This is a genomic window from Dietzia sp. oral taxon 368 (assembly GCF_002999155.1).
Classification (GTDB): Bacteria; Actinomycetota; Actinomycetes; order Mycobacteriales; family Mycobacteriaceae; genus Dietzia; species Dietzia cinnamea.
Genome location: NZ_CP027238.1, coordinates 3338088 through 3360743, shown reverse-complemented (window position 1 = coordinate 3360743; position 22656 = coordinate 3338088). Strand labels below are relative to the sequence as shown.

At 71.2% G+C, this 22656-nt stretch carries 17 protein-coding genes; 11 read left to right on the top strand and 6 right to left on the bottom strand.

Translation table 11 applies throughout. The features are described 5' to 3' along the window. Positions 1-30: 30 nt before the first annotated feature. Both C3V38_RS15695 and C3V38_RS15690 read right to left on the bottom strand, forming a co-directional pair. Complete coding sequence (locus C3V38_RS15695; protein WP_106386275.1) at positions 31-582, bottom strand: DUF1003 domain-containing protein; 552 nt, start codon at positions 580-582, stop codon at positions 31-33. Further along, positions 579-1889 (bottom strand): magnesium transporter MgtE N-terminal domain-containing protein, encoded by a 1311-nt coding sequence (locus tag C3V38_RS15690; protein WP_106386274.1) that lies wholly within the window; start codon positions 1887-1889, stop codon positions 579-581. The genes C3V38_RS15695 and C3V38_RS15690 overlap by 4 nt, the downstream gene beginning before the upstream one ends. 57 nt (positions 1890-1946) lie before the next feature. Here C3V38_RS15690 and C3V38_RS15685 point away from each other — a divergent pair, with 57 nt between their 5' ends. From C3V38_RS15685 to C3V38_RS15670, 4 genes are all read left to right on the top strand, one after another. Continuing rightward, positions 1947-2993 (top strand): CoA ester lyase, encoded by a 1047-nt coding sequence (locus tag C3V38_RS15685; protein ID WP_371412130.1) that lies wholly within the window; start codon positions 1947-1949, stop codon positions 2991-2993. Then, positions 2990-3496: a general stress protein gene (locus tag C3V38_RS15680; RefSeq protein WP_061227646.1), complete on the top strand. Its 507-nt coding sequence runs from the start codon at positions 2990-2992 to the stop codon at positions 3494-3496. The genes C3V38_RS15685 and C3V38_RS15680 overlap by 4 nt, the downstream gene beginning before the upstream one ends. Next, on the top strand, positions 3496-4101 hold the full coding sequence (locus tag C3V38_RS15675) for a suppressor of fused domain protein (protein WP_106386272.1): 606 nt from the start codon (positions 3496-3498) through the stop codon (positions 4099-4101). The genes C3V38_RS15680 and C3V38_RS15675 overlap by 1 nt, the downstream gene beginning before the upstream one ends. A gap of 168 nt (positions 4102-4269) precedes the next feature. Continuing rightward, positions 4270-5148 (top strand): glycine betaine ABC transporter substrate-binding protein, encoded by an 879-nt coding sequence (locus C3V38_RS15670; protein ID WP_106386271.1) that lies wholly within the window; start codon positions 4270-4272, stop codon positions 5146-5148. 82 nt (positions 5149-5230) lie between these two features. Here the strand turns inward: C3V38_RS15670 and C3V38_RS15665 are convergent, their stop codons facing one another. From C3V38_RS15665 to C3V38_RS15655, 3 genes are all read right to left on the bottom strand, one after another. Next, the gene (locus C3V38_RS15665) at positions 5231-9103 is read right to left on the bottom strand and encodes a multifunctional oxoglutarate decarboxylase/oxoglutarate dehydrogenase thiamine pyrophosphate-binding subunit/dihydrolipoyllysine-residue succinyltransferase subunit (RefSeq protein WP_174705791.1); all 3873 of its coding nucleotides are present in this window, start codon (positions 9101-9103) and stop codon (positions 5231-5233) included. Between the two features lie 154 nt (positions 9104-9257). Further along, the gene (locus tag C3V38_RS15660; RefSeq protein WP_106386270.1) at positions 9258-9938 is read right to left on the bottom strand and encodes a hypothetical protein; all 681 of its coding nucleotides are present in this window, start codon (positions 9936-9938) and stop codon (positions 9258-9260) included. Positions 9939-10024: 86 nt separating this feature from the next. Next, a complete protein-coding gene (locus C3V38_RS15655) occupies positions 10025-11359 on the bottom strand; it encodes a D-arabinono-1,4-lactone oxidase (protein WP_106386269.1) in 1335 nt (444 codons plus the stop codon). A 143-nt stretch (positions 11360-11502) separates the two neighbouring features. Between C3V38_RS15655 and C3V38_RS15650 the strand changes: the two genes are divergently transcribed. Genes C3V38_RS15650 through C3V38_RS15630 form a run of 5 tightly spaced genes read left to right on the top strand, consistent with a single transcriptional unit; the run spans position 11503 to position 17994 of the window. Next, positions 11503-12141 (top strand): TetR/AcrR family transcriptional regulator, encoded by a 639-nt coding sequence (locus C3V38_RS15650; RefSeq protein ID WP_106386268.1) that lies wholly within the window; start codon positions 11503-11505, stop codon positions 12139-12141. Beyond that, a complete protein-coding gene (locus C3V38_RS15645; protein WP_174705812.1) occupies positions 12134-13330 on the top strand; it encodes an alanine racemase in 1197 nt (398 codons plus the stop codon). Before C3V38_RS15650 ends, C3V38_RS15645 begins: the two co-directional genes overlap by 8 nt. Continuing rightward, positions 13327-14661: a M20/M25/M40 family metallo-hydrolase gene (locus tag C3V38_RS15640; RefSeq protein WP_061227651.1), complete on the top strand. Its 1335-nt coding sequence runs from the start codon at positions 13327-13329 to the stop codon at positions 14659-14661. The genes C3V38_RS15645 and C3V38_RS15640 overlap by 4 nt, the downstream gene beginning before the upstream one ends. Further along, on the top strand, positions 14658-15899 hold the full coding sequence (locus C3V38_RS15635) for an MFS transporter (protein WP_106386267.1): 1242 nt from the start codon (positions 14658-14660) through the stop codon (positions 15897-15899). Before C3V38_RS15640 ends, C3V38_RS15635 begins: the two co-directional genes overlap by 4 nt. Positions 15900-15954: 55 nt before the next feature. After that, positions 15955-17994, top strand: coding sequence for a DEAD/DEAH box helicase (locus C3V38_RS15630; RefSeq protein ID WP_106386266.1), 2040 nt, complete (start codon positions 15955-15957; stop codon positions 17992-17994). A gap of 44 nt (positions 17995-18038) precedes the next feature. On the opposite strand, the gene C3V38_RS15625 is transcribed toward C3V38_RS15630, so the two are convergent. Continuing rightward, positions 18039-18752 (bottom strand): HNH endonuclease family protein, encoded by a 714-nt coding sequence (locus C3V38_RS15625; RefSeq protein ID WP_106386265.1) that lies wholly within the window; start codon positions 18750-18752, stop codon positions 18039-18041. A 277-nt stretch (positions 18753-19029) separates the two neighbouring features. Between C3V38_RS15625 and C3V38_RS15620 the strand changes: the two genes are divergently transcribed. Further along, positions 19030-21885: a DEAD/DEAH box helicase gene (locus tag C3V38_RS15620; RefSeq protein WP_254426022.1), complete on the top strand. Its 2856-nt coding sequence runs from the start codon at positions 19030-19032 to the stop codon at positions 21883-21885. Further along, positions 21882-22634: a hypothetical protein gene (locus tag C3V38_RS15615; RefSeq protein WP_106386264.1), complete on the top strand. Its 753-nt coding sequence runs from the start codon at positions 21882-21884 to the stop codon at positions 22632-22634. The genes C3V38_RS15620 and C3V38_RS15615 overlap by 4 nt, the downstream gene beginning before the upstream one ends. The last annotated feature ends 22 nt before the right edge of the window (positions 22635-22656 follow it).

Genomic DNA, 22656 nt, shown 5'->3' with positions numbered 1-22656 from the left:
CGCCCCCGCGACGCTTCGTCTGGGGCGAGGTTACCCCCGGCCCCTGTCGTCTGGATCGGTTTCCCCGCCATCGGCGTTACCTCCGGCGGCGGGGAAGCCGGCCAGCATCGTCTCGATCCGTTCCACGGAATCCCGGAGGTCGTCGAGCTCGCGGCGCAGGTAGTCGCGTGTGACGGTCTCGCCCACCGACAGGCGTACCGACGCGAGCTCGCGGGCGAGGAACTCCGTGTCCGCCTTGGTCTGGGTGGCCCGGAGCCGGTCCTCCTTGACGGACTCCTTGTCGCGGTCCTCCTGGCGGTTCTGCGCGAGCAGGATGAGCGGCGCCGCATAGGCGGCCTGGGTCGAGAACGCCAGGTTGAGGAGGATGAACGGGTACGGATCGAACCGCAGCGCCACGACCGCGACGTTGATGACGATCCACACGATCACCACGACCGTCTGGATGAGCAGGTACATGCCGGTGCCGAAGAACCGGGCGACGGCCTCGCTGTACCGACCGACCGCGTCGGAGTCGAAGCTGATCCGGGGTCGGCGGGAGGTCATCGGCGTGGACAGCGACGACCTCACGGTGGGTTCGGTCATCGGGCCGTCTCCGTGTCGTCGTGCAGGTCCATGTCCCGCCAGTCCTCGGGCAGAAGGTGATCCAGCAGGTCGTCCACCGCGACCGCGCCGAGGAGGTGCCCCTCGTCGTCGACGACGGGGCCGCACACGAGGTTGTAGGTGGCGAAGAACCGGGTCACCGCGTCCACCGAGTCGGTGGGGCGCAACGCCGACAGGCTCGTGTCCACCGTCTCGGCGACCATGGCGGAGGGGAGCTCGCGCAGCAGCGCCTGGATGTGGACGCAGCCCAGGTATTTACCCGTCGGGGTGGCCGTGGGAGGGCGGACGACAAAGACAAGGCTGGCCAGCGCCGGACTGAGGTCGGGGTTGCGGCAGTGCGCCAGCGCCTCCGCCACGGTCGTCTGCGGCGAGAGGATGATCGGCTCGGGCGTCATCAACCCGCCGGCGGTGTCGGCGTCGAACGTCAGCAGACGCCGGACGTTCGACGAGTCCTCGGGGTTCATCCGCTCGAGATACGACTCGGCGTCCTTCTCGGGCAGCTCGCCGAGGAGGTCGGCGACGTCGTCAGGATCCATGGCCTCGAGGACGTCCGCAGCACGCTCGAGTTCGAGCCGGGTGACGATCTCGGTCTGCTCGTCGTGGGGGAGCTCCTGCAGGATGTCGGCCAGCCGTTCGTCGTCCAGGGTGCGGGCGACCTCCAGCCGCCGTACCTCCGGCAGCTCGCGCAGGGCGATCGCGACGTCCGCCGGGCGGAGGTCCGCGTACTGCTCGACCAGGCTTTCTGCGCCGTGCTCAGGGGTGCCGATCGCGTCGTCCAGGCCCCTGATGCGGTTCCACGGGTGGATCGACACCTCTCCGCGCCGGCCGAGGGGGGAACGCCCGCGGCGCTCCCGGACGGCGAGCCGCGACACGAGCCAGTCCCGCGAGCGTTGGCGTTCGATCTCCACGTCCACGACCTGGTACCGGGCCGGGCGGCCCCGGGACCCGGAGCGCTCGCCCGCGGGCTGGTCGCGCTCGACCCCGATGACCGAGTCCACCAGGGCGCCCAGCACGAGGTTCTCCCCGGGCCTGGACTGGAACCTGTGCAGGTTGATGGTCCCCGACACCAGCGACACCGACCTCGGGTCGATCGAGGCGACCCGGAGCATGGGCACGAAGATCCTGCGCCGCGTGGGTAGTTCGACGACCAGCCCGATGACCCGCGGGGGTTTGTGCCCGGACCGCATCGTCACCACGACATCCCGGATTCGTCCGATGTCGTCCCCGTCAGGGCCGATCACGGACAATCCGGCTAGCCTGGCGACGAAGGCCTTGTTGAGGTTCGCCATGCAGACCAACCTAGTCACCGACAGGCGGCGCCCGCCCGCCGTACCGGACGTAAGGGAGTGCCACCCACGATGACCGCCGCCCCCCACGCGACAGCCGCGCCGTCGGCGGACGCCGCCTCGACGATCGCGGACCTGCGCGCCCGGCCGCGGCGCACGGTCCTCGCCGTGCCCGGCAGCAGTGTGAAAATGATCGACAAGGCGCGGGGACTGCCTGTGGACGAGGTTTTCCTGGATCTCGAGGACGCGGTCGCGGGCCCGGCTAAGGAGGAGGCTCGCGAGAACGTGGTCGCCGCTCTCGGCGGGGGTGGGTTCGCGGCGCCCACCGTGGTGGTGCGCGTCAACGCCTGGGACACCGAGTACACGGTCCGCGACGTCACGGAGGTCGTCGGTCGGGCGGGTGCGCACGTCGACGCACTGCTGCTGCCCAAGGCGCGGACCGCGGCGGAGGTCGCCGCGCTCGACCTCGTGCTGACCCAGGTGGAGAAGGCCGCGGGCCTGCCGGTCGGTCACATCGGGATCGAGCCGCAGATCGAGGACGCCCTCGGTCTGACCAACATCGACGCGATCGCGACGGCCAGCCCGCGGGTGCTCACGCTCGTGTTCGGTCCCGCCGACTTCATGGCCTCCATCGGGATGCGCACGCTGACGGTGGGGGAGCAGCCGGACGGGTACGCCCCGGGCGACGCCTATCACCACGTGTTCATGACGATCCTGGTGGCCGCCCGCGCGCACGGCCTTCAGGCCATCGACGGTCCGTTCCTCAGAGTCCGCGACGAGGACGGTTTCCGTCGCGCGGCGGCCAGCACCGCCGCCCTCGGGTTCGACGGCAAGTGGGTCCTGCACCCCGCGCAGGTCGACGCGGGTAACGAGGTGTTCAGCCCGCGTCAGGACGAGTTCGACAAGGCCGAGGCCATCCTCGAGGCCTACGCGCGCTCGACCTCGGTGGAGGGCGGCGCCCGCGGTGCGGTGATGTTCGGTGACGAGATGCTCGACGAGGCCAGCCGTAAGATGGCGTTGGTCGTCTCCGCCCGTGGCCGTGCGGCCGGGATGACCGTCTCGGATCGGGACCCCGCCGGGAACGAAACGGAAGGACGGACCTCATGACCACTCCCGTGAACCCGCGGGGCGCGCGCGCCCGGGGCGCCCAGACGCCGGGTCTGCCCACACCGCCCACCGGGTGGGTCGTCGGCTCCTACCCCACGTACGCGCAGGCCCAGGCGGCGGTCGATCACCTCGCCGACGAGGACTTCCCCGTCCACGAGGTCACGATCGTCGGCGTCGATCTCATGCAGGTCGAGCGGGTCACGGGCCGACTCACCTGGCCGAAGGTCCTGCTGGGCGGGCTGGCGACCGGCGCGTGGCTCGGCCTGTTCATCGGCCTGCTCCTGGGCATCTTCACGCAACCCATGTGGGGCGTGGTGCTGACCGGTCTGGTCGGCGGCTCCGTGTTCGGCGTCGTCTCGGCGTCGCTGTCCTACGCCGCGACCCGCGGGAAGCGGGATTTCGCGTCCACCTCCCAGCTGGTCGCGGGCCGCTACGACGTCCTGTGCGAACCCGCCAACGCCGAGCGGGTGCGCGACGAGCTCGCCCGGCTCGGGCTGAAGTAGTGCTACCGGGAGGCCCTGCGGACGGGTCGACGGTTCCGGCGGCGGTACGCGCTCACCTGGAGGAGCGCTACGGACCGGAGCCGCAGGAGGCGTCGGTGACGTTCCTCGGCACCGCGCCGATCCGGATCCTCCGGTTCGTGGACGTGGAGAGCGGTGTGGTGCGGTACGTCTCGCTGGGGTGTTCGGCCGAGCCGATGGGGGATCCGTCGGCGCTCGTGCCCGATCCGACAGCGCCGCGCGCGGAGCTGAGCCTCGTGCTCCGGGGCGGTGTGGACGGCGTGGTGCGCGCCCTGGCCGTGCTCGCGGCCGCGCCCGCGGTGGAGGGACTGGTCTTGTCCGAGGGCGCGCTGATCGACCTGGGCGAGCCGCTGTGGCCCGGCGCGGCGTTCACCGCCGTGGTGCTGCGTGCCCCCGAGATCCCGGACGTCGAACTGCCGGGTGACGCGGCACCCGTCCGGGTGTTCCGGGCCGTGCCGGTCACCCACACGGAGGCGGCGTGGGTCCGTATGAAGGGTGCGGCCGAACTCGAGGAGGCGTGGGCGGAAGCCGGGATCGACGTCACCGATCCCGCCCGGTCCGCCGTGAACCCCGGCCTGACCCGCTGACGGACGGCCCGTCGACTCCGGACGGCGACCACGTGGGGCCTCGGCGTGACGGCGCCGGGACGGTCCTGGGACACTGTCGGACGAGATGTCCGCGCTGACGGGTGCGGTCGGTGTGAGGAAGGACGTGGTCGGGTGCTGCGGACGGTGGGGCGGCCCGGGAGGCGCGCGGTGGCGCTCGCGGGTGTGGTGGCGATGGCTCTGTCCGGCTGTCAGGCGCAGTCGTCGATCGTGCCGGCGCACCGGGACGACCCGGTGGCGGTGATCGAGACGGCCTCGTTCGGTGAGGCGGAGATCGTGGGCCACATCTACGGCAACGCGCTGGTACGGTCCGGCTCGCGGGTGACCGCGCGACCCCAATCCGGGACCCAGGCGGAGGTCGTGGAGTCCGTCGTCGCGGGAGACGCGACCTTCACGGTGGGATTCACCGGTGAGCTCCTGGGAGCCTTCGACCCCGGTGCGACGGCGACCGAGGGGGACGAGGTGTATGCCGCGATGATGGCCGCGCTACCGGAGGGGGTCACCGCCGCGGACCCGGCACCCGCCGAGGACGCGCCGGTGTACGTGGTCACGCGCAACACGTCGGAGACCCGGGGATTGCGGACGATGTCCGACCTGGCCGGTCGGTGCGGTGAGCTCACGCTCGGCGCGAGGCAGGAGGCCCTCGCTGACGGCGACCTGGCCGCCGCCGTGGGAGAGACGTACGACTGCGGTTTCGGCCGTCGGATCCCGTTGGGGCCGAATCCTCGTGCGGTGTTCGACGCCCTGCGTGCGGGGGAGATCGGCGTGGGGTTGGTCCAGTCGGCCGACCCGGTGGGCCTCCCCGAGGACATCGTGACACTGGACGACGACGAGAACGCGGTCCGCGCCCAGAACCTGGTGCCCGTCTTCCGCAAGGGCTCGCTCTCGGAGGACCAGTTGAGTCTGATCAACCGGATCAGCGGAGAGCTGACCACCGATGACGTGCGTGAGCTGCTGCTGGGTGTGGAGTTCGGGACCTCAACCCCCGTCGCCCTGGCCAACTACTGGTTGGACTCGCACGGGTACTGACCGGCCCGGCGGCGGCGCGCCGCATAGGAGAACGGGGCCCGGCCGCCGATGGCGGCCGGGCCCCGTTCCCGGTTCGGGTGGGTCAGGCGAACGCCTCGTCCACCAGAGCCTTCTGCTCGACGGCGTGGACCTTGCTCAGGCCGGTCGAGGTGGCGGCCATCGGGCGACGGGAGACCCGCTTGAGCGGCGGGAAGTCGTCGATCCGCTCCGGCAGTTCGAGCGCGAGGAAGCTCCACGCGCCCTGGTTGGCCGGCTCCTCCTGGACCCAGCGGACCTCGGTGAGGTTCGGGTAGTGGTCCAGCGCCTCGCGCATGCGGCGGTGGGGGATCGGGTAGAGCTGCTCGAGGCGGACGATCGCGATGTCGTCGCGGCCCTCCTTCTCCTGGCGGGCGGCCAGCTCGTAGTAGAGCTTGCCGGACACCAGCAGCATGGTCTTGACCTTGCCCGCGTCCCTGGACCCGTCCGCGAACGTCGGATCGTCGAGGACGGACCGGAACTTGCCGGAGGTGAAGTCCGCGATCGCGCTGACGGCCTTCTTGTTGCGCAGCATCGACTTGGGCGTGAACACCACCTGCGGCCGCTTGATGCCGTCGGTGGCGTGGCGGCGGAGGAGGTGGAAGTAGTTCGCCGGGGTCGACGGTTGGGCGACGGTCATCGAGCCCTCCGCACACAGCTGGAGGAACCGTTCGATGCGGCCGGACGTGTGGTCCGGGCCCATGCCCTCGTGGCCGTGGGGGAGCAGCAGGGTGACCGAGGACTTCTGGCCCCACTTGGCCTCACCGGACGAGATGTACTCGTCGATGATGATCTGCGCACCGTTGACGAAGTCGCCGAACTGCGCCTCCCAGAGCACGAGTGCGTCGGGGTCGCCGACGGAGTAGCCGTACTCGAAGCCGAGGCCCGCGTACTCCGTGAGCGCCGAGTTCCACACCTCGAAGCGGCCCTCGGCGTCCTCGAGGTTCTGCAGCGGGGAGTAGGGCTCGGAGGTGGTCTTGTCGACCACCACCGCGTGCCGCTGGGTGAAGGTGCCGCGCTGCGAGTCCTGGCCGGCCAGGCGGACGGTCTTGCCTTCACGGACGAGCGAGCCGAGCGCGAGGAGCTCGGCGAAGGCCCAGTCGACGTTGCCGTTGTAGGCCATCTTCTGGCGTGCCTCGTACACCGGCTTCACGCGCGGGTGGATGTGGAACTCCTCCGGCAGGCTGCCGAAGGCGTCGCCGATCGCGTGGATGACAGACTCGTCCACCGCCGTCACCAGGCGCTTGGGCAGCGGCTGGTTGGGCAGGATCGACTCGGAGGCCTTGACCGGGTGTTTCTCGAGTTCGCGGACCTCGTTGAAGACGCGCTCGAGCTGGCCTTGGAAGTCGCGCAGGGCGTTCTCCGCCTCCTTCTCGGTGATGTCGCCACGGCCGACGAGATCCTCGGTGTAGGACTGGCGGACGCTCTTCTTACCGTCGATCACCTCGTACATCCGCGGCTGGGTCATCGACGGGTCGTCGGCCTCGTTGTGCCCGCGACGGCGGTAGCAGACGAGGTCGATCACGACGTCCTTCTTGAACTGCTGACGGAAGTCCATCGCGAGGCGGGCGACGCGCACACACGCCTCGGGGTCGCCGCCGTTGACGTGGAAGATCGGCGAGCCGATCATCTTGGCGACGTCCGTGGCGTACTGGCTGGAGCGGCCGGCCTCGGGGGCGGTCGTGAACCCGATCTGGTTGTTGACCACGATGTGGATCGTCCCACCGGTGCGGTAACCGTCGATCTGGGAGAGGTTGAGCGTCTCGGCGACGACACCCTGGCCGGCGAACGCGGCGTCACCGTGCAGCATGAGCGGCACGACCGGGTACTCGGCGCGCCACTCCGGGTCCTCGATGAGGTCCTGCTTGGCGCGGACGATGCCCTCGAGAACCGGGTCGACCGCCTCGAGGTGGGACGGGTTGGCCGTGAGCGAGACCTTGATCTCGTTCTCGCCGAACATCTGGTACTGGATGCCTTCGGCGCCGAGGTGGTACTTCACGTCGCCCGAACCGTGCGCGGCCGAGGGGTCCATGTTGCCCTCGAACTCCGTGAAGATCTGGCGGTAGGGCTTGCCGACGATGTTCGCCAGCACGTTGAGGCGACCGCGGTGCGGCATGCCGATGACGACCTCGTCCAGGCTGAACTCGGCGGCCTCGTCGATGACCGCGTCCATCATCGGGATGACGGACTCGGCGCCCTCGAGGGAGAACCGCTTCTGACCCACGTACTTGGTCTGCAGGAAGGTCTCGAATGCCTCGGCGGCGTTGACCTTGGACAGGATGTACTTCTGCTCGGCGACGGTCGGCTTGTCGTCGACCCCCTCGATGCGCTCCTGGATCCACTGGCGCTGTTCGTTCTCGAGGATGTGGGTGTATTCGATGCCGATCTTGCGACAGTAGGCGGCGCGCAGCGCGGCCAGCACGTCGCGCAGACGCATCTTGTCCTTGCCGACGAATCCACCGACGGAGAACCTGCGGTCGAGGTCCCACAGGGTGAGCTCGTGCGAGTTGACGTCGAGATCCGGGTGGAAGGTGCGGCGCCGCTGCGCGTGCTTCCCGTCGAGTGGGTCGATGTCGGCCATGAGGTGGCCGCGATCGCGGTACGCGGCGATGAGCTCCAGGACGCGGGCGTCCTTGTCGACTCGGGGATCGGTGATGTCCTGGCGCCACCGGACGGGCTCGTACGGGATGCCGAGGGCGTCGAAGATCTCGTCGTAGAACTCGTCCGCGAGGAGCAGGCGGTGGATCTCACGCAGGAACTCGCCGGACTCCGCGCCCTGGATGATCCGGTGATCGTAGGTCGAGGTCAGTGTGGTGATCTTGCCGACGGCGTTGTTGGCCAGCTGCTCCTCGCTGGCACCCTGGAACTCGGCGGGGTACTCCATGGCGCCCACACCGAGGATCGCGCCCTGACCCACGGTCAGACGGGGCACCGAGTGCACGGTGCCGATACCGCCCGGGTTGGTCAGCGAGACCGTGACGCCCGAGAAGTCGTCCATCGTCAGCTTGCCCTCGCGGGCGCGGGCGACGATGTCCTCGTAGGCGTCGAGGAAGCCGCGGAAGTCGAGCGCCTCACAGTTGCGGATGGCCGCGACGACGAGCGAGCGACCGGCCTTGGTCTTCATGTCGATGGCCAGTCCGAGGTTGATCCCCGCCGGGGTGACGGTGTGCGGCTTGCCGTCGATCTCCTCGTAGTGGTTGTTCATATTCGGGTACGCCTTGATGGCCTGCACCATCGCGTACCCGATGAGGTGGGTGAAGGAGATCTTCCCACCGTGTGTGCGCTTGAGATGATTGTTGATGACCATCCGGTTGTCGATCATCAGCTTGGCCGGGACCGCGCGGACGGAGGTCGCGGTCGGCAGTGAGAGCGACGCGTTCATGTTCTTGACGATCGCGTTGGCCGCACCGCGCAGCGCCTTGGTCTCCGTCTCCTGCGGAGGGGTGTACTGCGGACGGGAGGGCTTGCCGACCGCAGGCGTATCGGGTTTCCTGCGTGTCTCCGGGGTTCCCGAGGGGGCGGGTACGCCCTGTCCCCGCGCCTTGCGACGCGGGGACGCGTCGGCGTCCGGCTTGGCCGCGACGTCCTTGGCGGACGCGGTCGGCGTCACATCGTCCACAGTCAGATCCGCGGCCTTCTTCGTCTTCTTCTCCGCCGAGGACCCGGTCTCGGCCGAGGCGGTCGCACCCGTCGCCTTGGCCGACTGCTTCGACGACGCACGGGTCTCACCGCCGGACCGCGCCCGGTCTTCGGCTCCGTCCGTTCCGCGCGGGGCTGTGCCGTTGGTGGAGCCGGACCCGGTGGAGGAGGCGGCCTCCGGGTTGGCCTTGAAGAATTCGTGCCAGGACTCGTCCACCGAGGACGGGTCCTGGGCGAACCGCTCGTACATCTCGTCTACGAGCCACTGGTTCTGTCCGAACTGTGAGACGTTGTTGCTCACGATCTTGTGGTGCCTCTCTGATTCTGTGGTGGGTTTCACACGTCAATGGATCCAGGCTAGACCGTCTGCCCGATCGGGGCTTTCCGATCTCACCTGACAGGGGGATGCCACTCGCCCGTCACCGTGGGTTCACACGGTGGGCCGGGTCGTCTGTTCATACGGTGGGCCACTCCTTCGGGGACGCGCCGAAGGTCGCGTCGGCGGTCTCCACGACCGTCCTCCCGAGTCGCCGGTTGCCCCATCCACCGACCGCGGCCCCGAGCCCGGCGGGCGCGAGTTTGCCCACGGCCAGCCCGGCGCGCCTGACGGCGAACTTGCGGGCGAAACGACTCAGCATGCGGCGGTTGATCTCCTTGAGGCCCGGCACGTGCAGCGACCTGCTCGCCAGCGAACCCGCGCCGCCGGACGGCCCGACCGCGTTGGCGAGGATCGCCGTGCCGGACGCCCCGAGCATCACGGTCATGACCAGGAGTTCCTCGTGCTCGCCCTCTCGGACGTCGATACCGTGCACCTCCGCCACCGCCATCGTGTAGAAGGCGGCCGCCTCCAGAAACACCAGAGATTCTGCTCCCACCGCGCCGAACGCGACGACCGTGCCGATGCCGGGAACGGCGGCGGCGGCGCCCACGGCCGCTCCGGATGCGGTGACGGCGGTGAGGAATCGGCTGTCGAGACGTTCACGGATCCGCGCGGGCGACTCGTCGGGGTGCGCGCGACGGAGCTGGCGGACATAGGCGCGGGCGGCGCCGGCCTGACCTCGGATAGCCCGGCGCAGGGCTGCCGTCACCACCCCCGCTGCGGGACCGGAGGCTTCGGCGGGGACGCGGTCGGGCACTGGTCACTCACTCCTGGGGGTCGTGGCGGGCGGTCGGCTCGGGCCGCTCGGACCACCACGGTACGCAACCCGGGGCGGGGCGCGCCTTAGGGCAGTACGCGCTCGGTGTACTCGTTGCCGAAGAGCCGATCGGGGTCGAGTCGGTCGCGCACCGAGAGGAAGTCGTCGAAGCGCTCGACCATCGTCGACAGGTCCGCGGCGGTCCGGGTGTGCATTTTGCCCCAGTGCGGTCTCCCGCCCGATGCGAGGAAGATTGACTCGGCCAGCCGGAACAACTCGGTGTGGTCCATCCGGTGGTACTGGTGGACGGCGATGTAGCACACCTCGCGGTGGTGCGCCGTGGACATCCACACGTCGTCGGCGGCGGCGAACCGCACCTCCACGGGGAACGGCGTGACGACGCCGGACCGATCGATCGTGTCTCGCAGATCGCGCAGCACGCTGGAGGCCGCTCCGAGGGGTACCGCGTACTCCATCTCGCGGAACCGCACGCGCCGCGGCGACGCGAACACGCGGTAGCCGCGATCCGTGAACTCGCGGGCGGTGAGCGCCCGTGAGGCGAAGCGGTTGAGCCGGGGTGTCAGGGTGGGCCTGCGCGTCGCGGCGCGGCACAACGCGTCGAACGCCTCGTTGGCCAGGAACTCGTCGCTCACCAGCTCGCGGACACGGCCCACGGGGCTCAGCTCAGTGTCCCCGGGTAAGCGGGTGTTGCGCTTGACGGTGATCGCGTCGGTGTGCGGGAACCAGAAGAACTCGGCGTGGTCGGCGGAGCGGGCGAATCCCTCCAGGTCCCGTAGTGCCGCCGAGAGCGTCCACGGGCTCTCCTCGGCCCGCAGGGCGAAGGCGGGCACGCATCGGATCGTCATCTTGGTGATGATCCCCAGCGCGCCGATTCCGAGACGCGCGGCCTCGAAGACCTCCGGATGCGAGGTCGGTGAGCAGGAGAAGACGGACCCGTCGGCGGAGACGAGCTGCAGTCCGACGACGGTGGCGGGCAGACCCGGCGCCCCGCACCCGGTGCCGTGGGTCCCGGTGGACACGGCGCCGGCGAGCGACTGCTCCGCGAAGTCCCCGAGGTTCTGTTGTGCCAACCCGAGGTCCCAGAGCAGCGGGCCGAGCCGGTGTAGGCGGGTCCCGGCCCAGACCGTCACGTCGGCACCGTCGACCCGGCCGGCCGCGTCGCGGGTCGGTACGATCGACTCGATCCCGGTGAGGTCGTCCAGGGACACCAGTACCCCGTCGGTCGCCGCGGCCGGGGTGAAGGAGTGTCCGGCGCCCACACACTTGACCCGGTCACCACGCTCCGCCGCCGCGGTCACCACGTCGCTCACCTCCGCCACCGTCGTGGGGGCCCGCCGTTCCGACGGGGCCGCCAGCACGTTGCCGGCCCAGTTCTGCCAGGAGGCCACAGAGGTCGTCATGGCTCGAGAGAGTACCCGCGGGCGGCCGGGCCGGGTGCCGTCCTGGACGATCGACCTGAAGATTCGGTGGGGGCCCGGTCGGCCGCGGGGGCGGTGCCCTGTTATCGGTGTCTACTCCCTGCTCGCCGTCGTACCATGGACGGGTGACCAGACGACTACCTGCCGATCAGCGCCGGGCGCAGCTCCTCCGGGCCGCGCTGGAGATCGCCGAGCACGACGGCCTGGGGGCGGTAACCGTGCGGGGCGTCGCCGAGCGTGCCGGCGTCTCCCTCGGTGTCGTCCACTACTGCTACACCGACAAGGAGGAACTCCTCCGAGAGGTGATCGGCGCGGTGAACTCCGAGGTGCACCAGGCAGCCAGGGCCTTCGTGAGCGTCGATTTCGATTCGGGCGCCCGTGGGACGGAGGGCCTCCGCCGGCGGCTGTACGAGGCGATCGACCTGATCTGGGCGGTCATCTCCGCGTCGCCGGATCGGCAGTTGCTCACCTACGAGATCGTCTCGTACTCGCTGCGGACGCACGGATTGCCGGAGGTGGGGCTGGCCCGTGACCAGCAGGAGTCGAACGAGGCGATCGTGCGCTCCGTCCTGGAGCGCACCGCCGAGTCGGCCGGCTTGCGGTGGGGCATGGGCCTGGACGACATGGTGCGGGTGGTGTTGTCGATCATCACCGGCATCAGCCTGCGGTGGCAGATCTACCGGGACGACGACGAGGCCAACGACCTGCTGCACCGTGCGGTCGACCTCGTGGTGCGGGACGCGCGGCCCGCCGACGGTGCGTAGCCCGGCCCGGGCCCATGAGCTCGGAGTCGTCGGCGCCCTGGACGCCGCGACAGCCGACATCGACGCGCCGCTCGCCGCGCTGCACCTGCCGAGCCTGCGGGCGAACCTGCGGGATCTGCGCCGGCGGGCCGGTGGCACCAGGATCCGCGTCGCCAGTAAATCGGTGCGGTCGCGTGGGGTGCTCCGCGAGGTACTCGGGTCGGACCTGCTCGGGGACGAGGCGGTCCGTGGCGTCATGGCGTACTCGCTCTCCGAGGCGCTGTGGCTCGTCGACTCGGGGTGCGACGACGTTCTCATGGGGTACCCCACCGTCGACCGCGCGGCCCTGGGCCGCCTCGGTGCGGATGCGGCGGCGCTCGACGCCGTGACCCTCATGGTCGACCACCCGCGGCAGCTGGAGATCGCCCGCGAGGCCGGGGCGGGCGACGCGCGGGTGTGCATCGACGTCGACTCGTCGCTGCGGTTGGGTCCGGTCCACCTCGGGGTCCGGCGATCCCCCCTCCGCGGCCCGGAGGACGTGGCACCCCTGGTGCGTCACGCCACCGGCGAGGGGTTCCGTGTGGTCGGCTCGATGTTCTACGAGGCGCAGGTCGCAGGGGTGCCGGACGACGTCCCCGGGGTCGGCATGGTGAAGCGGCTGTCGATGCGGCGGCTCCGCGGGGTCCGTAGTTCGGTCGCCGAGGTCATCGCGGACATCACCGGTCAGTGGCCGGAGATCGTCAATTCCGGCGGCTCGGGGTCGGTCGCCGAGAGCGCTGCGGCTCCCGCCGTCACCGAGGTCACCGCCGGTTCGGGCCTCTACGTGCCGGGGCTGTTCGACGCCTACCGGTCCTTCACGCCACGGCCGGCCCTGATGTTCGCACTGCCCGCCGTGCGGAGGCCCGGGCCCGGACTGACCACGTTTCTCTACGGGGGCTACGTCGCCTCGGGCGCACCGGGCGGCGATCGCCTGCCCGTGCCCGTCGCGCCGGCGGGGTTGCGATACCTCGGCCGGGAGGGCGCCGGAGAGGTCCAGACGCCCGTGCGCGGGGAGGTGGCCATCGGCGGGCGTGCCTGGTGGAGGCACGCCAAGGCCGGTGAGCTGTGCGAGCGGTTCGACACGCTGCACGTGGTGGACGAGACTGCTGACGGGCCCGCCCTCGTGGACCGCTGGCCCACCTACCGTGGTGAAGGGAAGTGTTTCGGATGACCGACGCCCACGAGATGACCGACGAGGCCCGGGAGCGGATGCGCGCGGAGGCCGTCTCGATCACGGCCGACCTCGTCGCCATCGACTCGACCAACACCGGTGATCCCGCGACGATCGGCGACGGCGAGACCCGTGTCTGTCTACGGATCGCCGAGTACCTCCGCGAGGTCGGCATCGACAGCGAACTCGTGGAGTCGGTCCCGGGCAGGGGAAGCCTGTTCGCGCGGATGGAGGGTGAGGATCCGCACGCAGGTGGTCTCGTCGTGCACGGTCACGTCGACGTGGTGCCGGCGGTCGCGGAGGACTGGTCCGTCCCGCCTTTCGCGGGGGAGATCCGGGACGGGTGGCTCTACGGCCGCGGGACCGTGGACATGAAGAACATGATCGGCATGATCCTGGCCGTGGTGCGCCACTACCGCCGCGAGGGGATCGTCCCCCGTCGCTCCCTTCTACTCGCCTTCTTCGCCGACGAGGAGGCGGCCGGCATCATGGGCGCCAAGTGGATCGTCCGCGAACGCCCCGAGCTCTTCGACGGCATGACCCAGGCGCTCAGCGAGGTCGGCGGATGGTCGGTGCCCGTGGCGGGACGTCGTCTGTACCCCATCGCGATCGCCGAGAAAGGCGTGGCCTGGGCGAAGGTGACCGCGCACGGTGCTGCCGCACACGCGTCGCGCCCCACGCCCGACAACGCCGTCGCGGCCATCGCCGGTGCGGTCCACCGCGTCGCCGGCATCGACTTCCCGGTGGAACCCACCGAGGCCAACACCGCGCTGGCCGCGGCGGTCGGCCGAATCGCCGGCGGCAGCGGGGACGTCGCGGAGCTGCCGGACCGCCTCGAGGTCCTCGGCCACTTCGGCCCGCTCGTCGCCGCCTCCTTGTCGCACACCGCGTCGCCGACCGTCCTGTCCGCCGGGTACAAGACCAACGTCATCCCGACCGAGGCGCACGCCGAGATCGACTGCCGTGTCCTGCCCGGCGGCGAGGAGACGTTCCGCGCGGAGGTGGAGCGGGAACTCGGGCCCGACGTGTCGGTCGAGTGGATCTGGCAGCCGCCCATCGCGGCTCCGGCGGACGCCCCCCTGGTCGACGTGATCGGCGAGGCCGTCCGAGAGTCGGATCCGGACTCCCTGGTGGTGCCCTATCTCCTGCCCGCCAGCACCGACAACAAGCATCTCTCCGAGCTGGGGATCGACGGATACGGCTTCGTCCCGCTGCGTGTGCCCGACGAGTTCGACGTGTTCGGGCACTTCCACGCCGTCGACGAACGGGTGCCCGTCGACGCGCTGCACTTCGGTGCCGACGTGCTAGCGCGCGTCCTCCGATCGGCGTGAGGGGCACGACGCAGGACCGCGACGCCGCGCGGTCCTCGCCGCGACCCCGCCTGCCCGCGGACATCTGGGTCCTCGTCGTGGCCGCGTTCGCGGTCGCGATCGGGTACGGACTCGTGGCGCCGGTGCTGCCGCAGTTCGCCCGCGACTTCGACGTGTCGGTCGCGGCCGCCTCGGTCGTGGTCAGTGCCTTCGCCTTCTTCCGCCTGGTGTTCGCGCCCGCCGGTGGGTTCCTCGTGGACAGGATGGGGGAGCGCTGGGTCTACATGACCGGCCTGCTCATCGTCGCGGTCTCCACCCTGGCGACCGGCCTGGCGCAGTCCTACTGGCAGTTGCTGGTCTTCCGCGGCCTCGGTGGCCTCGGGTCCACGATGTTCACCATCTCCGCGATGGCGCTGTTGACACGGCTCTCACCGCCGGGTGAGCGGGGACGGATCGCCGGGCTGTACGCGACCGCGTTCCTCATCGGCAACATCGGCGGGCCCGTGCTGGGCGGACTGCTGGCGGAGTTCGGGATGCGCGTCCCGTTCTTCGTCTACGCCGGGACCCTGCTCGTGGCGACCGGCGTGGTGGCCGTGTTCCTGCGCGGCGGCCGTCGACGCTCACCCGATGACGAGTCCCCCGAGCAGGAGCCACTGCTCGTCGGCGAAGCGTTGCGTCACAGCGGCTACCGTGCCGCGTTGATCTCCAGTTTCGTCAACGGCTGGACCTCGTTCGGCGTTCGCGTCGCCATCATCCCGTTGTTCGCCGCGGCCAACTTCGACGCCGGCGCCGGCATCGCGGGCACGGCGTTGGCGTCCTTCGCGGTGGGCACGGCCTCCGTGGTCTCGGTGGCGGGCAGACTGTCGGACCGTTTCGGGAGGCGGCCGATGGTGATTACCGGTCTCGTGGTCTCCGGCGTGACGACCATCGCCCTGGGATGGTGCGACACCGTTCCACTCCTCGTCGCGGCGTCGGTGGTGGCCGGCATGGGTGCGGGGATCCTCAACCCGGCACAGCAGGCGGCGGTCGCCGACGTCATCGGTGCGGACCGTGCCGGCGGCAAGGTACTGGCCACATTCCAGATGGCGAGTGATTCCGGGGCGATCCTGGGCCCCGTGGTCGTCGGCCTGGTGGTGGACCGGTTGGGTTACGCGACGGGTTTCGCGGTCTCAGGCGTCCTCCTCCTGGCGGCGGTGGTGCCCTGGGTCGTGGCCAGGGAACCCCGACAGGCGGCCGACAGGGTGGCCGCGGGGGAGTGACCTGCGTAAGCCGTGTCGCTCAACCGACCTCGCAGGCCGTAGCATGTGAAGCCTCATGGACAACAACGACGAGGACCGTACCGCCACCGCCGGCGACGAGGTCGACACCGACGCCAGCACGCCCGAAACACCCGTAGCCGCGCACGCCGGGTCCCGCGACGACGCCCCCCGCGACGAGTCTTCCGCTGAGGATGCCGCGGTCACCTTCGCGGACATGGGTCTCGCGCCCGCCGTCGCGAAGGCGGTCCGGGACGTCGGCTACGAAGTGCCGTCCGCCATCCAGGCGGCCACGATCCCCCTCGTCCTCGAGGGGCGGGACGTCGTCGGGCTCGCCCAGACGGGTACCGGCAAGACGGCCGCGTTCGCGTTGCCCATCCTCTCGCTGATCGACCCGTCGGTGAAGAGCCCCCAGGCCCTCATCCTGGCGCCGACCCGCGAGCTCGCGCTCCAGGTCGCCGAGGCGTGCGTCACCTATTCCGCGGGCATGCCCCAGGTGAACGTCCTGCCCATCTACGGCGGTCAGGCCTACGGTATCCAGCTCTCGGGTCTCCGCCGGGGCGCGCAGATCATCGTCGGCACTCCCGGGCGGGTCATCGACCATCTCAAGAAGGGCACGCTCGATCTCTCCGGCCTGCGGCACCTCGTCCTCGACGAGGCGGACGAGATGCTCGCGATGGGCTTCCAGGAGGACGTCGAGCGGATCCTCTCGGACACCCCGGAGAGCACCCAGGTCGCCCTGTTCTCGGCCACCATGCCGTCCGCGATCCGACGGATCTCACAGCAGTACCTCACCGATCCCACCGAGGTGAAGGTCGCCTCGAAGACGTCGACGGCGCCGACCATCCAGCAGCGCTACGTCCTGGTCAACCACCGTGACAAGCTCGACGCCCTGACCCGCATCCTCGAGGTCGAGGACTTCGACGCGATGATCATGTTCGTCCGGACCAAGTCGGCGACGGAGGAACTCGCCGAGCGGCTGCGCGCACGTGGCTTCTCCGCCGCCCCGATCAACGGCGACATCCCCCAGAATCTCCGCGAGCGCACCATCGAGGCGCTCAAGGACGGGCGTACCGACATCCTCGTCGCGACCGACGTCGCCGCCCGCGGCCTCGACGTGCCGCGTATCAGCCACGTCGTCAACTACGACATCCCGCACGACACCGAGTCGTACATCCACCGCATCGGCCGCACGGGTCGCGCCGGCCGGAGCGGGCACGCACTGCTGTTCGTCACCCCCCGCGAGCGTCGACTGCTGTCCCAGATCGAGCGCGCGACCCGGCAGCCGCTCACGGAGATCCAGCTGCCCAGCGTCGACGACGTCAACGAGATGCGGATGGCCAAGTTCGCGCAGTCGATCACCGAGAGCCTCGACGACCCCAACATCGCGCTGTTCCGCCGGCTCGTGGAGGAGTACGCGTCCGAGCACTCGGTCTCGATGGCCGACATCGCGGCCGCACTGGCCACCCAGTCCCGCAACTCGGACGAGTTCCTCATGCGTGAGCCCGAGCGTCCCCAGCGGCGTGAGCGGCAGGACGACCGCGGGGGCGACCGTCGCGACCGTCCCGCGCGGAACTTCTCCGACGGGCCGCGGCCGTCGCGCTCGGGCAGGGACATGGCCCAGTACCGGATCGCGGTGGGCAAGCGGAACAACGTCAAGCCCGGTTCCATCATGGGTGCGTTGGCCAACGAGGCCGGCCTCAGCGGGGGCGACATCGGGCGTATCTCGATCCGCTTCGATCACTCGATCGTGGAACTGCCCGCCGGCCTTCCCTCGGATCAGCTCGAGTCCATGAAGGGCATCCGCGTCGGCGGCGCTGAGATCGACATCCGACCCGACAGCGGTGCGCCGGCGGGGCGGCCCTCCTCGTTCCGGGACGACCGCGGCGGGAAGCCGCGCGGGGGCGGCCACCGGCGCGACGATCGCGGTGACCGCGGCGGCTACTCCGACCGTCGCGGTGAGCGGCACGGGGATCGCCGGGAGGACAAGCGCGACAACCGGCGCGACGACCGGGGTGGTTTCCGCCGGGGGGACGACGACCGTCGCGGCGGCGGAGGGTTCCGCGGGCGTTCCGGGGGCGGGCAGGACCGCTACTGACACGGATTCCCGCGGGGAGTCCGTGTCGACACCAGCCTGCCGCCTCACCGCCCGGCCGGACACCGGCGGGCGGCGTCGGCGAGCGCCGCATGATCTGACTTCGTCACGGGTAGCCCGTAGACCGTCGCCGCCGTGAGGTACCGGGACGCGTAGAAGCAGTGACGGGCCGGGTCCGGCGGGAGCCAGTCGGCCGGGGTGGAATCGCTCTTCCCGGTGTTGACCGCGGCGGTGACGGCCAGCAGATTGTGGTCGACATCGTTGGCGAAGGCGGCACGCTGGCTCGAGGGCCAGGCCGACGCGCCGAGGTCCCACGCCGCCGACAGTGGGTACACGTGGTCGATGTGGATCCCGCGGAGCCCGGTGACGCCCACGTCGACGGTCCTCCCGGTGTACGGGTCGACGAGGACGCCACCGGCCCGCTCGCATGGCGAGCCGGGTACCGGGGTCCCCCCGCGCAGGTCACGCGCCAGGACGTCGTGGCGGGTCGAGCACCCGTTGCCCGACCCTGGCGCCTCGGTCGTGTCACTCCAGGCGGGCCCGAACACGCAGGCGGATGCACCGCTGCACTCGCGGTCGTATCCGGGCACCGGCTCGCGGGCGTCCACCACGCGCACCGACTCCAGCAGCGCGAGGACGGCTCCCTTCGGGGGGCTGCCGGGCGCCGAGTCGGGCGGCTGGCCGAGCCGGGCGACGACGATCACCGCCACGAGGACCGCCGACGCGACCGCCAGTGCCCGCGGTGCGAGGGGCGGGACCACCCTCGAGCGTGCGGTGGTGCGCCGACCCGGCGGCGGCCAAGGGCCCGCCGCCGCACGCGCCGACGTCCACAGCCGCACTCTCCGGATCACGGACCGATCCTGACACCGGCCTCGAATCCCGCCGCCCGCGCACGCGGTGGCGGCGGTCGGCCTGTGGAGGGGGACGGGCCCTGTGGAGGAACCGCGCGCCACAGCGGGGGCGTGCGCCCGGAGCCGTGTCGGTCCGGCGTGCTTACATGTGGGCGTGACCCGGACGCCAGCCCCCCGACTCCACGCCGTGTGGCAGTCAGGTGTCGTCGGCCTGTGGTGCGAGACGGGCCTGCGCCGGCCCGGTTCGATAGCCCCCGCGGCCTCGGTGACCGCGGTCGCGAGGGCGGGGGCCCCGCCGGAGGTGGTGGAGCTGCTCGACGGGTTCTCGCTCACACACCGGATCGTGGTGCGGGTGCCGCTCGAGGGCCGGGTCCGCGCGGCGACCGTCCCGGGGATCCGCGTCTCGGTGGCCTCGGCGGTGGACCTGTGCGGGATGGCGGACGTCGCCGAGCACTGGGTCGGCCCGGGGCTGCGGGCGCTCGCGGCGCTCTCCGCCGGTGTGGCGGCCTTCGTCCGCGCCGGACACGTCGTTCCGACGATGTCGCGGTCCGACGGCGCCTGGAACGCCTCGTGGGCGCTCGCGGCCTCACCCGTCGTGTCAGCGTGGGCCGCGGAGAGCCTGAGCCGGTGCCACGGTCTGGTGTCGGACCGCGAGGATCTCGACCGGCTGCTCGCGGCTCTGGCGGATCAGCACGCCCGTATGTCCCTCGCTCCGCTGGCCGCCGACCGGCGCAGCGCGCTGGGCACGGCCCTGATCGTCGGGGGAGAGGTGACCTCGGGTGGCCACGCGCTGGCCGAGGCGATCGGCGAGTTCGGTCGCGCGGCGGCGGCGAGAGACGTCGAGGTGGTCTTCCGCGTGGTGGAACCGTCCGGGGAGGTGGACGTCGACCGGGACGGCGACGGTGATGCCGGCCGGGACGGCGCCGCCGACGCGGAGGTTCTGTGGCGGCTGGAGGTCCTGGTGCGCACGGGTACGGACACCCTGCGCCCGTTCTCGGACCTGCCGGACGCGACCGCGGTCGGCGACGCCGTCCGCGATGTCGTCGACCGGGCGGTGCGCTGCTGGACACCCCTGGGACGCGCCGTACCGGCGGCCGACGGCCCGGATCTCCTACTCCCCACCGAGCTGGTGGTGCAGCTCGTCGACGAGGGGGTCGAGGCTCTGCGCGGGCGGGGCGTCGAGGTGCTCCTGCCACGAGCGTGGACCAGGGTGCGGACCGCCGTGCGCGTCATCGTCGCGGAACCCGGGACGGAGAACATCGACTCCGGTCGCCGCCTGGGACTGGACCAGCTGGCGGACGTCAACTGGGAGATGGTCGTCGACGACGTTCCCCTCGACGCCACCGAGGTCCGGATGCTCCTGGACGCAGCCTCGGACCTCGTCCGGCTCCGCGGTCAGTGGGTCCGTGCGGATCCGGGGGCGCTCCGACGCGCGGCCCGCTTCCTCGCTGCCAGGCGTGGCGGGCGGGTCACCGCGCCGGCCCTCGCCGCCGCGATGATGTCCGAGGAGGCGGAGGGCGTCGAGATCGAGGCGCCGACGACCCTCGACTGGATCCCCTCGTCGTCGATGCCCGTCGACCTCCCGGCGTGGTTCCTCGCCACGCTGCGTCCCTACCAGCTCGAGGGCGTGCGCTGGCTGTCCGCGCTGGCCCGCGCTGGCGTCGGCGCCGTCCTGGCCGACGACATGGGGCTCGGTAAGACCATGCAGGTCCTCGCTCTCACCGCCTCCGAGCGCGCCCGGGGCGTGCTCGGCCCCACCCTCGTGGTGGCGCCCCTCACCCTGGTCGCCACCTGGGCGCGCGAGGCCGCGACCTTCGCCCCGGAGCTGATGGTGCGCATCCACCACGGCCCCTCACGTGAGCGCGGCGACGACGCGGCGGGGCTGCTCGGCGCCGCCGACCTCGTCCTCACGTCGTACGGCACCGCCTCCCGTGACGCCGAGTTGCTCGCCGCGGTGCCGTGGCGCCGACTCGTCGCCGACGAGGCCCAGACCATCAAGAACCCCTCCACCTCGGTCGCCCGCGCGATCGTCTCGATCCCGGCGGAGCACCGGATCGCCCTCACTGGCACGCCGGTCGAGAACCGGCTGGACGAGCTGCGGGCGGTTCTCGACTTCGCCAACCCGGGTCTGCTCGGGTCGGCGGGCACGTTCCGCGCGCGCTTCGCGGTGCCCATCGAATCGCACCGCGACCAGGCCGCGGCCTCGCGGCTGCGGGCTCTGGCCGCGCCGTTCGTCCTGCGGCGCCTCAAATCGGATCCCAGGGTGCTCGCCGACCTGCCGGACAAGCTGCACATCCGGGTCGACGCGCCCCTGACCCGCGAGCAGGCGACCCTGTACCAGGCGGTCGTCGAGGACATGATGGAGCAGGTGAAGGAGTCGGAGGGGACCGCACGCAAGGGTGCGATCCTCGCCGGGCTCACCGCGCTCAAGCAGGTGTGCAACCACCCCGCCCACTATCTCGGGGACGGGTCCGCGCTCCTGCGGGGTGGCCGCCACCGTTCCGGAAAGCTCGCCGCGCTCGACGAGGTTCTCACGGAGATCCTGGACGCCGGCGAGAAAGTCCTCCTGTTCACGCAGTACCGCGCGTTCGGGGACCTCATCCTGCCCCTGCTCGAGCGGCGGGCGGCCAGCTCGGTGCCGTTCCTCCACGGTGGCGTCACGGCGGCCGGTCGAGCGCAGATGGTCGAGGAGTTCCAGAGCGCGCAGGGGCCGCCGGTGATGCTGGCGTCGCTGCGCGCGGGCGGGACGGGTCTGACGCTGACGGAGGCCAATCACGTCGTGCATCTGGACCGGTGGTGGAACCCGGCGGTGGAGAACCAGGCGACCGACCGCGTCCACCGGATCGGTCAGACGCGGCAGGTCCAGGTCCGCACCCTCGTCGCCCCGGGGACGGTCGAGGACCGCATCGACGAACTGCTCGAGGCCAAGCGGGACCTCGCGGAGCTGACGTTGGGCCCGCTCGCGGGTGCGCTGACCGAACTCGCCGACGCCGATCTCGCGGCGCTGGTGGAACTCACCGACGAGGGGCGGGACGAGGAATGAACGGCGGAAAGGGCATCCGCGCGAGGGCGCGCGCCGGCGCGTTCGGCGGGCACATGTGGAGCCGGCGGTGGACGAGCGACCTCGAATCCGGGGTCACGCGCGGCGAGGCGTACCTCGCGCGGAAGGCCGCGCGCGCCGACAGGGTGCTCTCGTTGGAGCACGCGGGCCGGTCCGTACGCTGCGACGTCGACGGCAGCCGACCCGAACCGTTCACCGTCGAGTTCACCTTCGCCCCCCTCGACGCCGCCGATTCGGACGCCCTCCGCACCGCCCTGAGACGCGAGGAGGGCGGCGTGATCGGCGCGCTCGCGGGGAACTTCTCCGATACCGTCGGGTTCCTCCTCCTCCCGGCGGTCCACGGCGACACCTCGCACTCCTGCCGGTGTCCCGTCCAGCCCGGGCCGTGCCTGCACGTGCTGGCGGCCGCGTACATCATGGTCGAGTGGTGGGACGCCAGGCCGGACGTCATGTTCGCGCTGCGGGGCCTGAGCGCCGAGCACCTCGGCGCCGTCCTGAGGGGAGGGGACGACGACGAGGTGTCCGTCGACGTCGAGGAGGCGCTGTGGGGGACCGAGCCGGTCCTGCCGACGGTGCCGTCCCCGGAGCCGGCCGGACTCGAGGACCTCCTGGACGCGCCCGTCACCCGCAGACTCGCCGCCGCGACGACGAACGACCCCCTCGAGCAGCTGCGGGTCGTGGCCGATCTGGAGGACTTCCTCGACGCGTTCGGCAGGTACCGACGGCGGTGAGCGGGCCCGCGCCGGCCGTGGT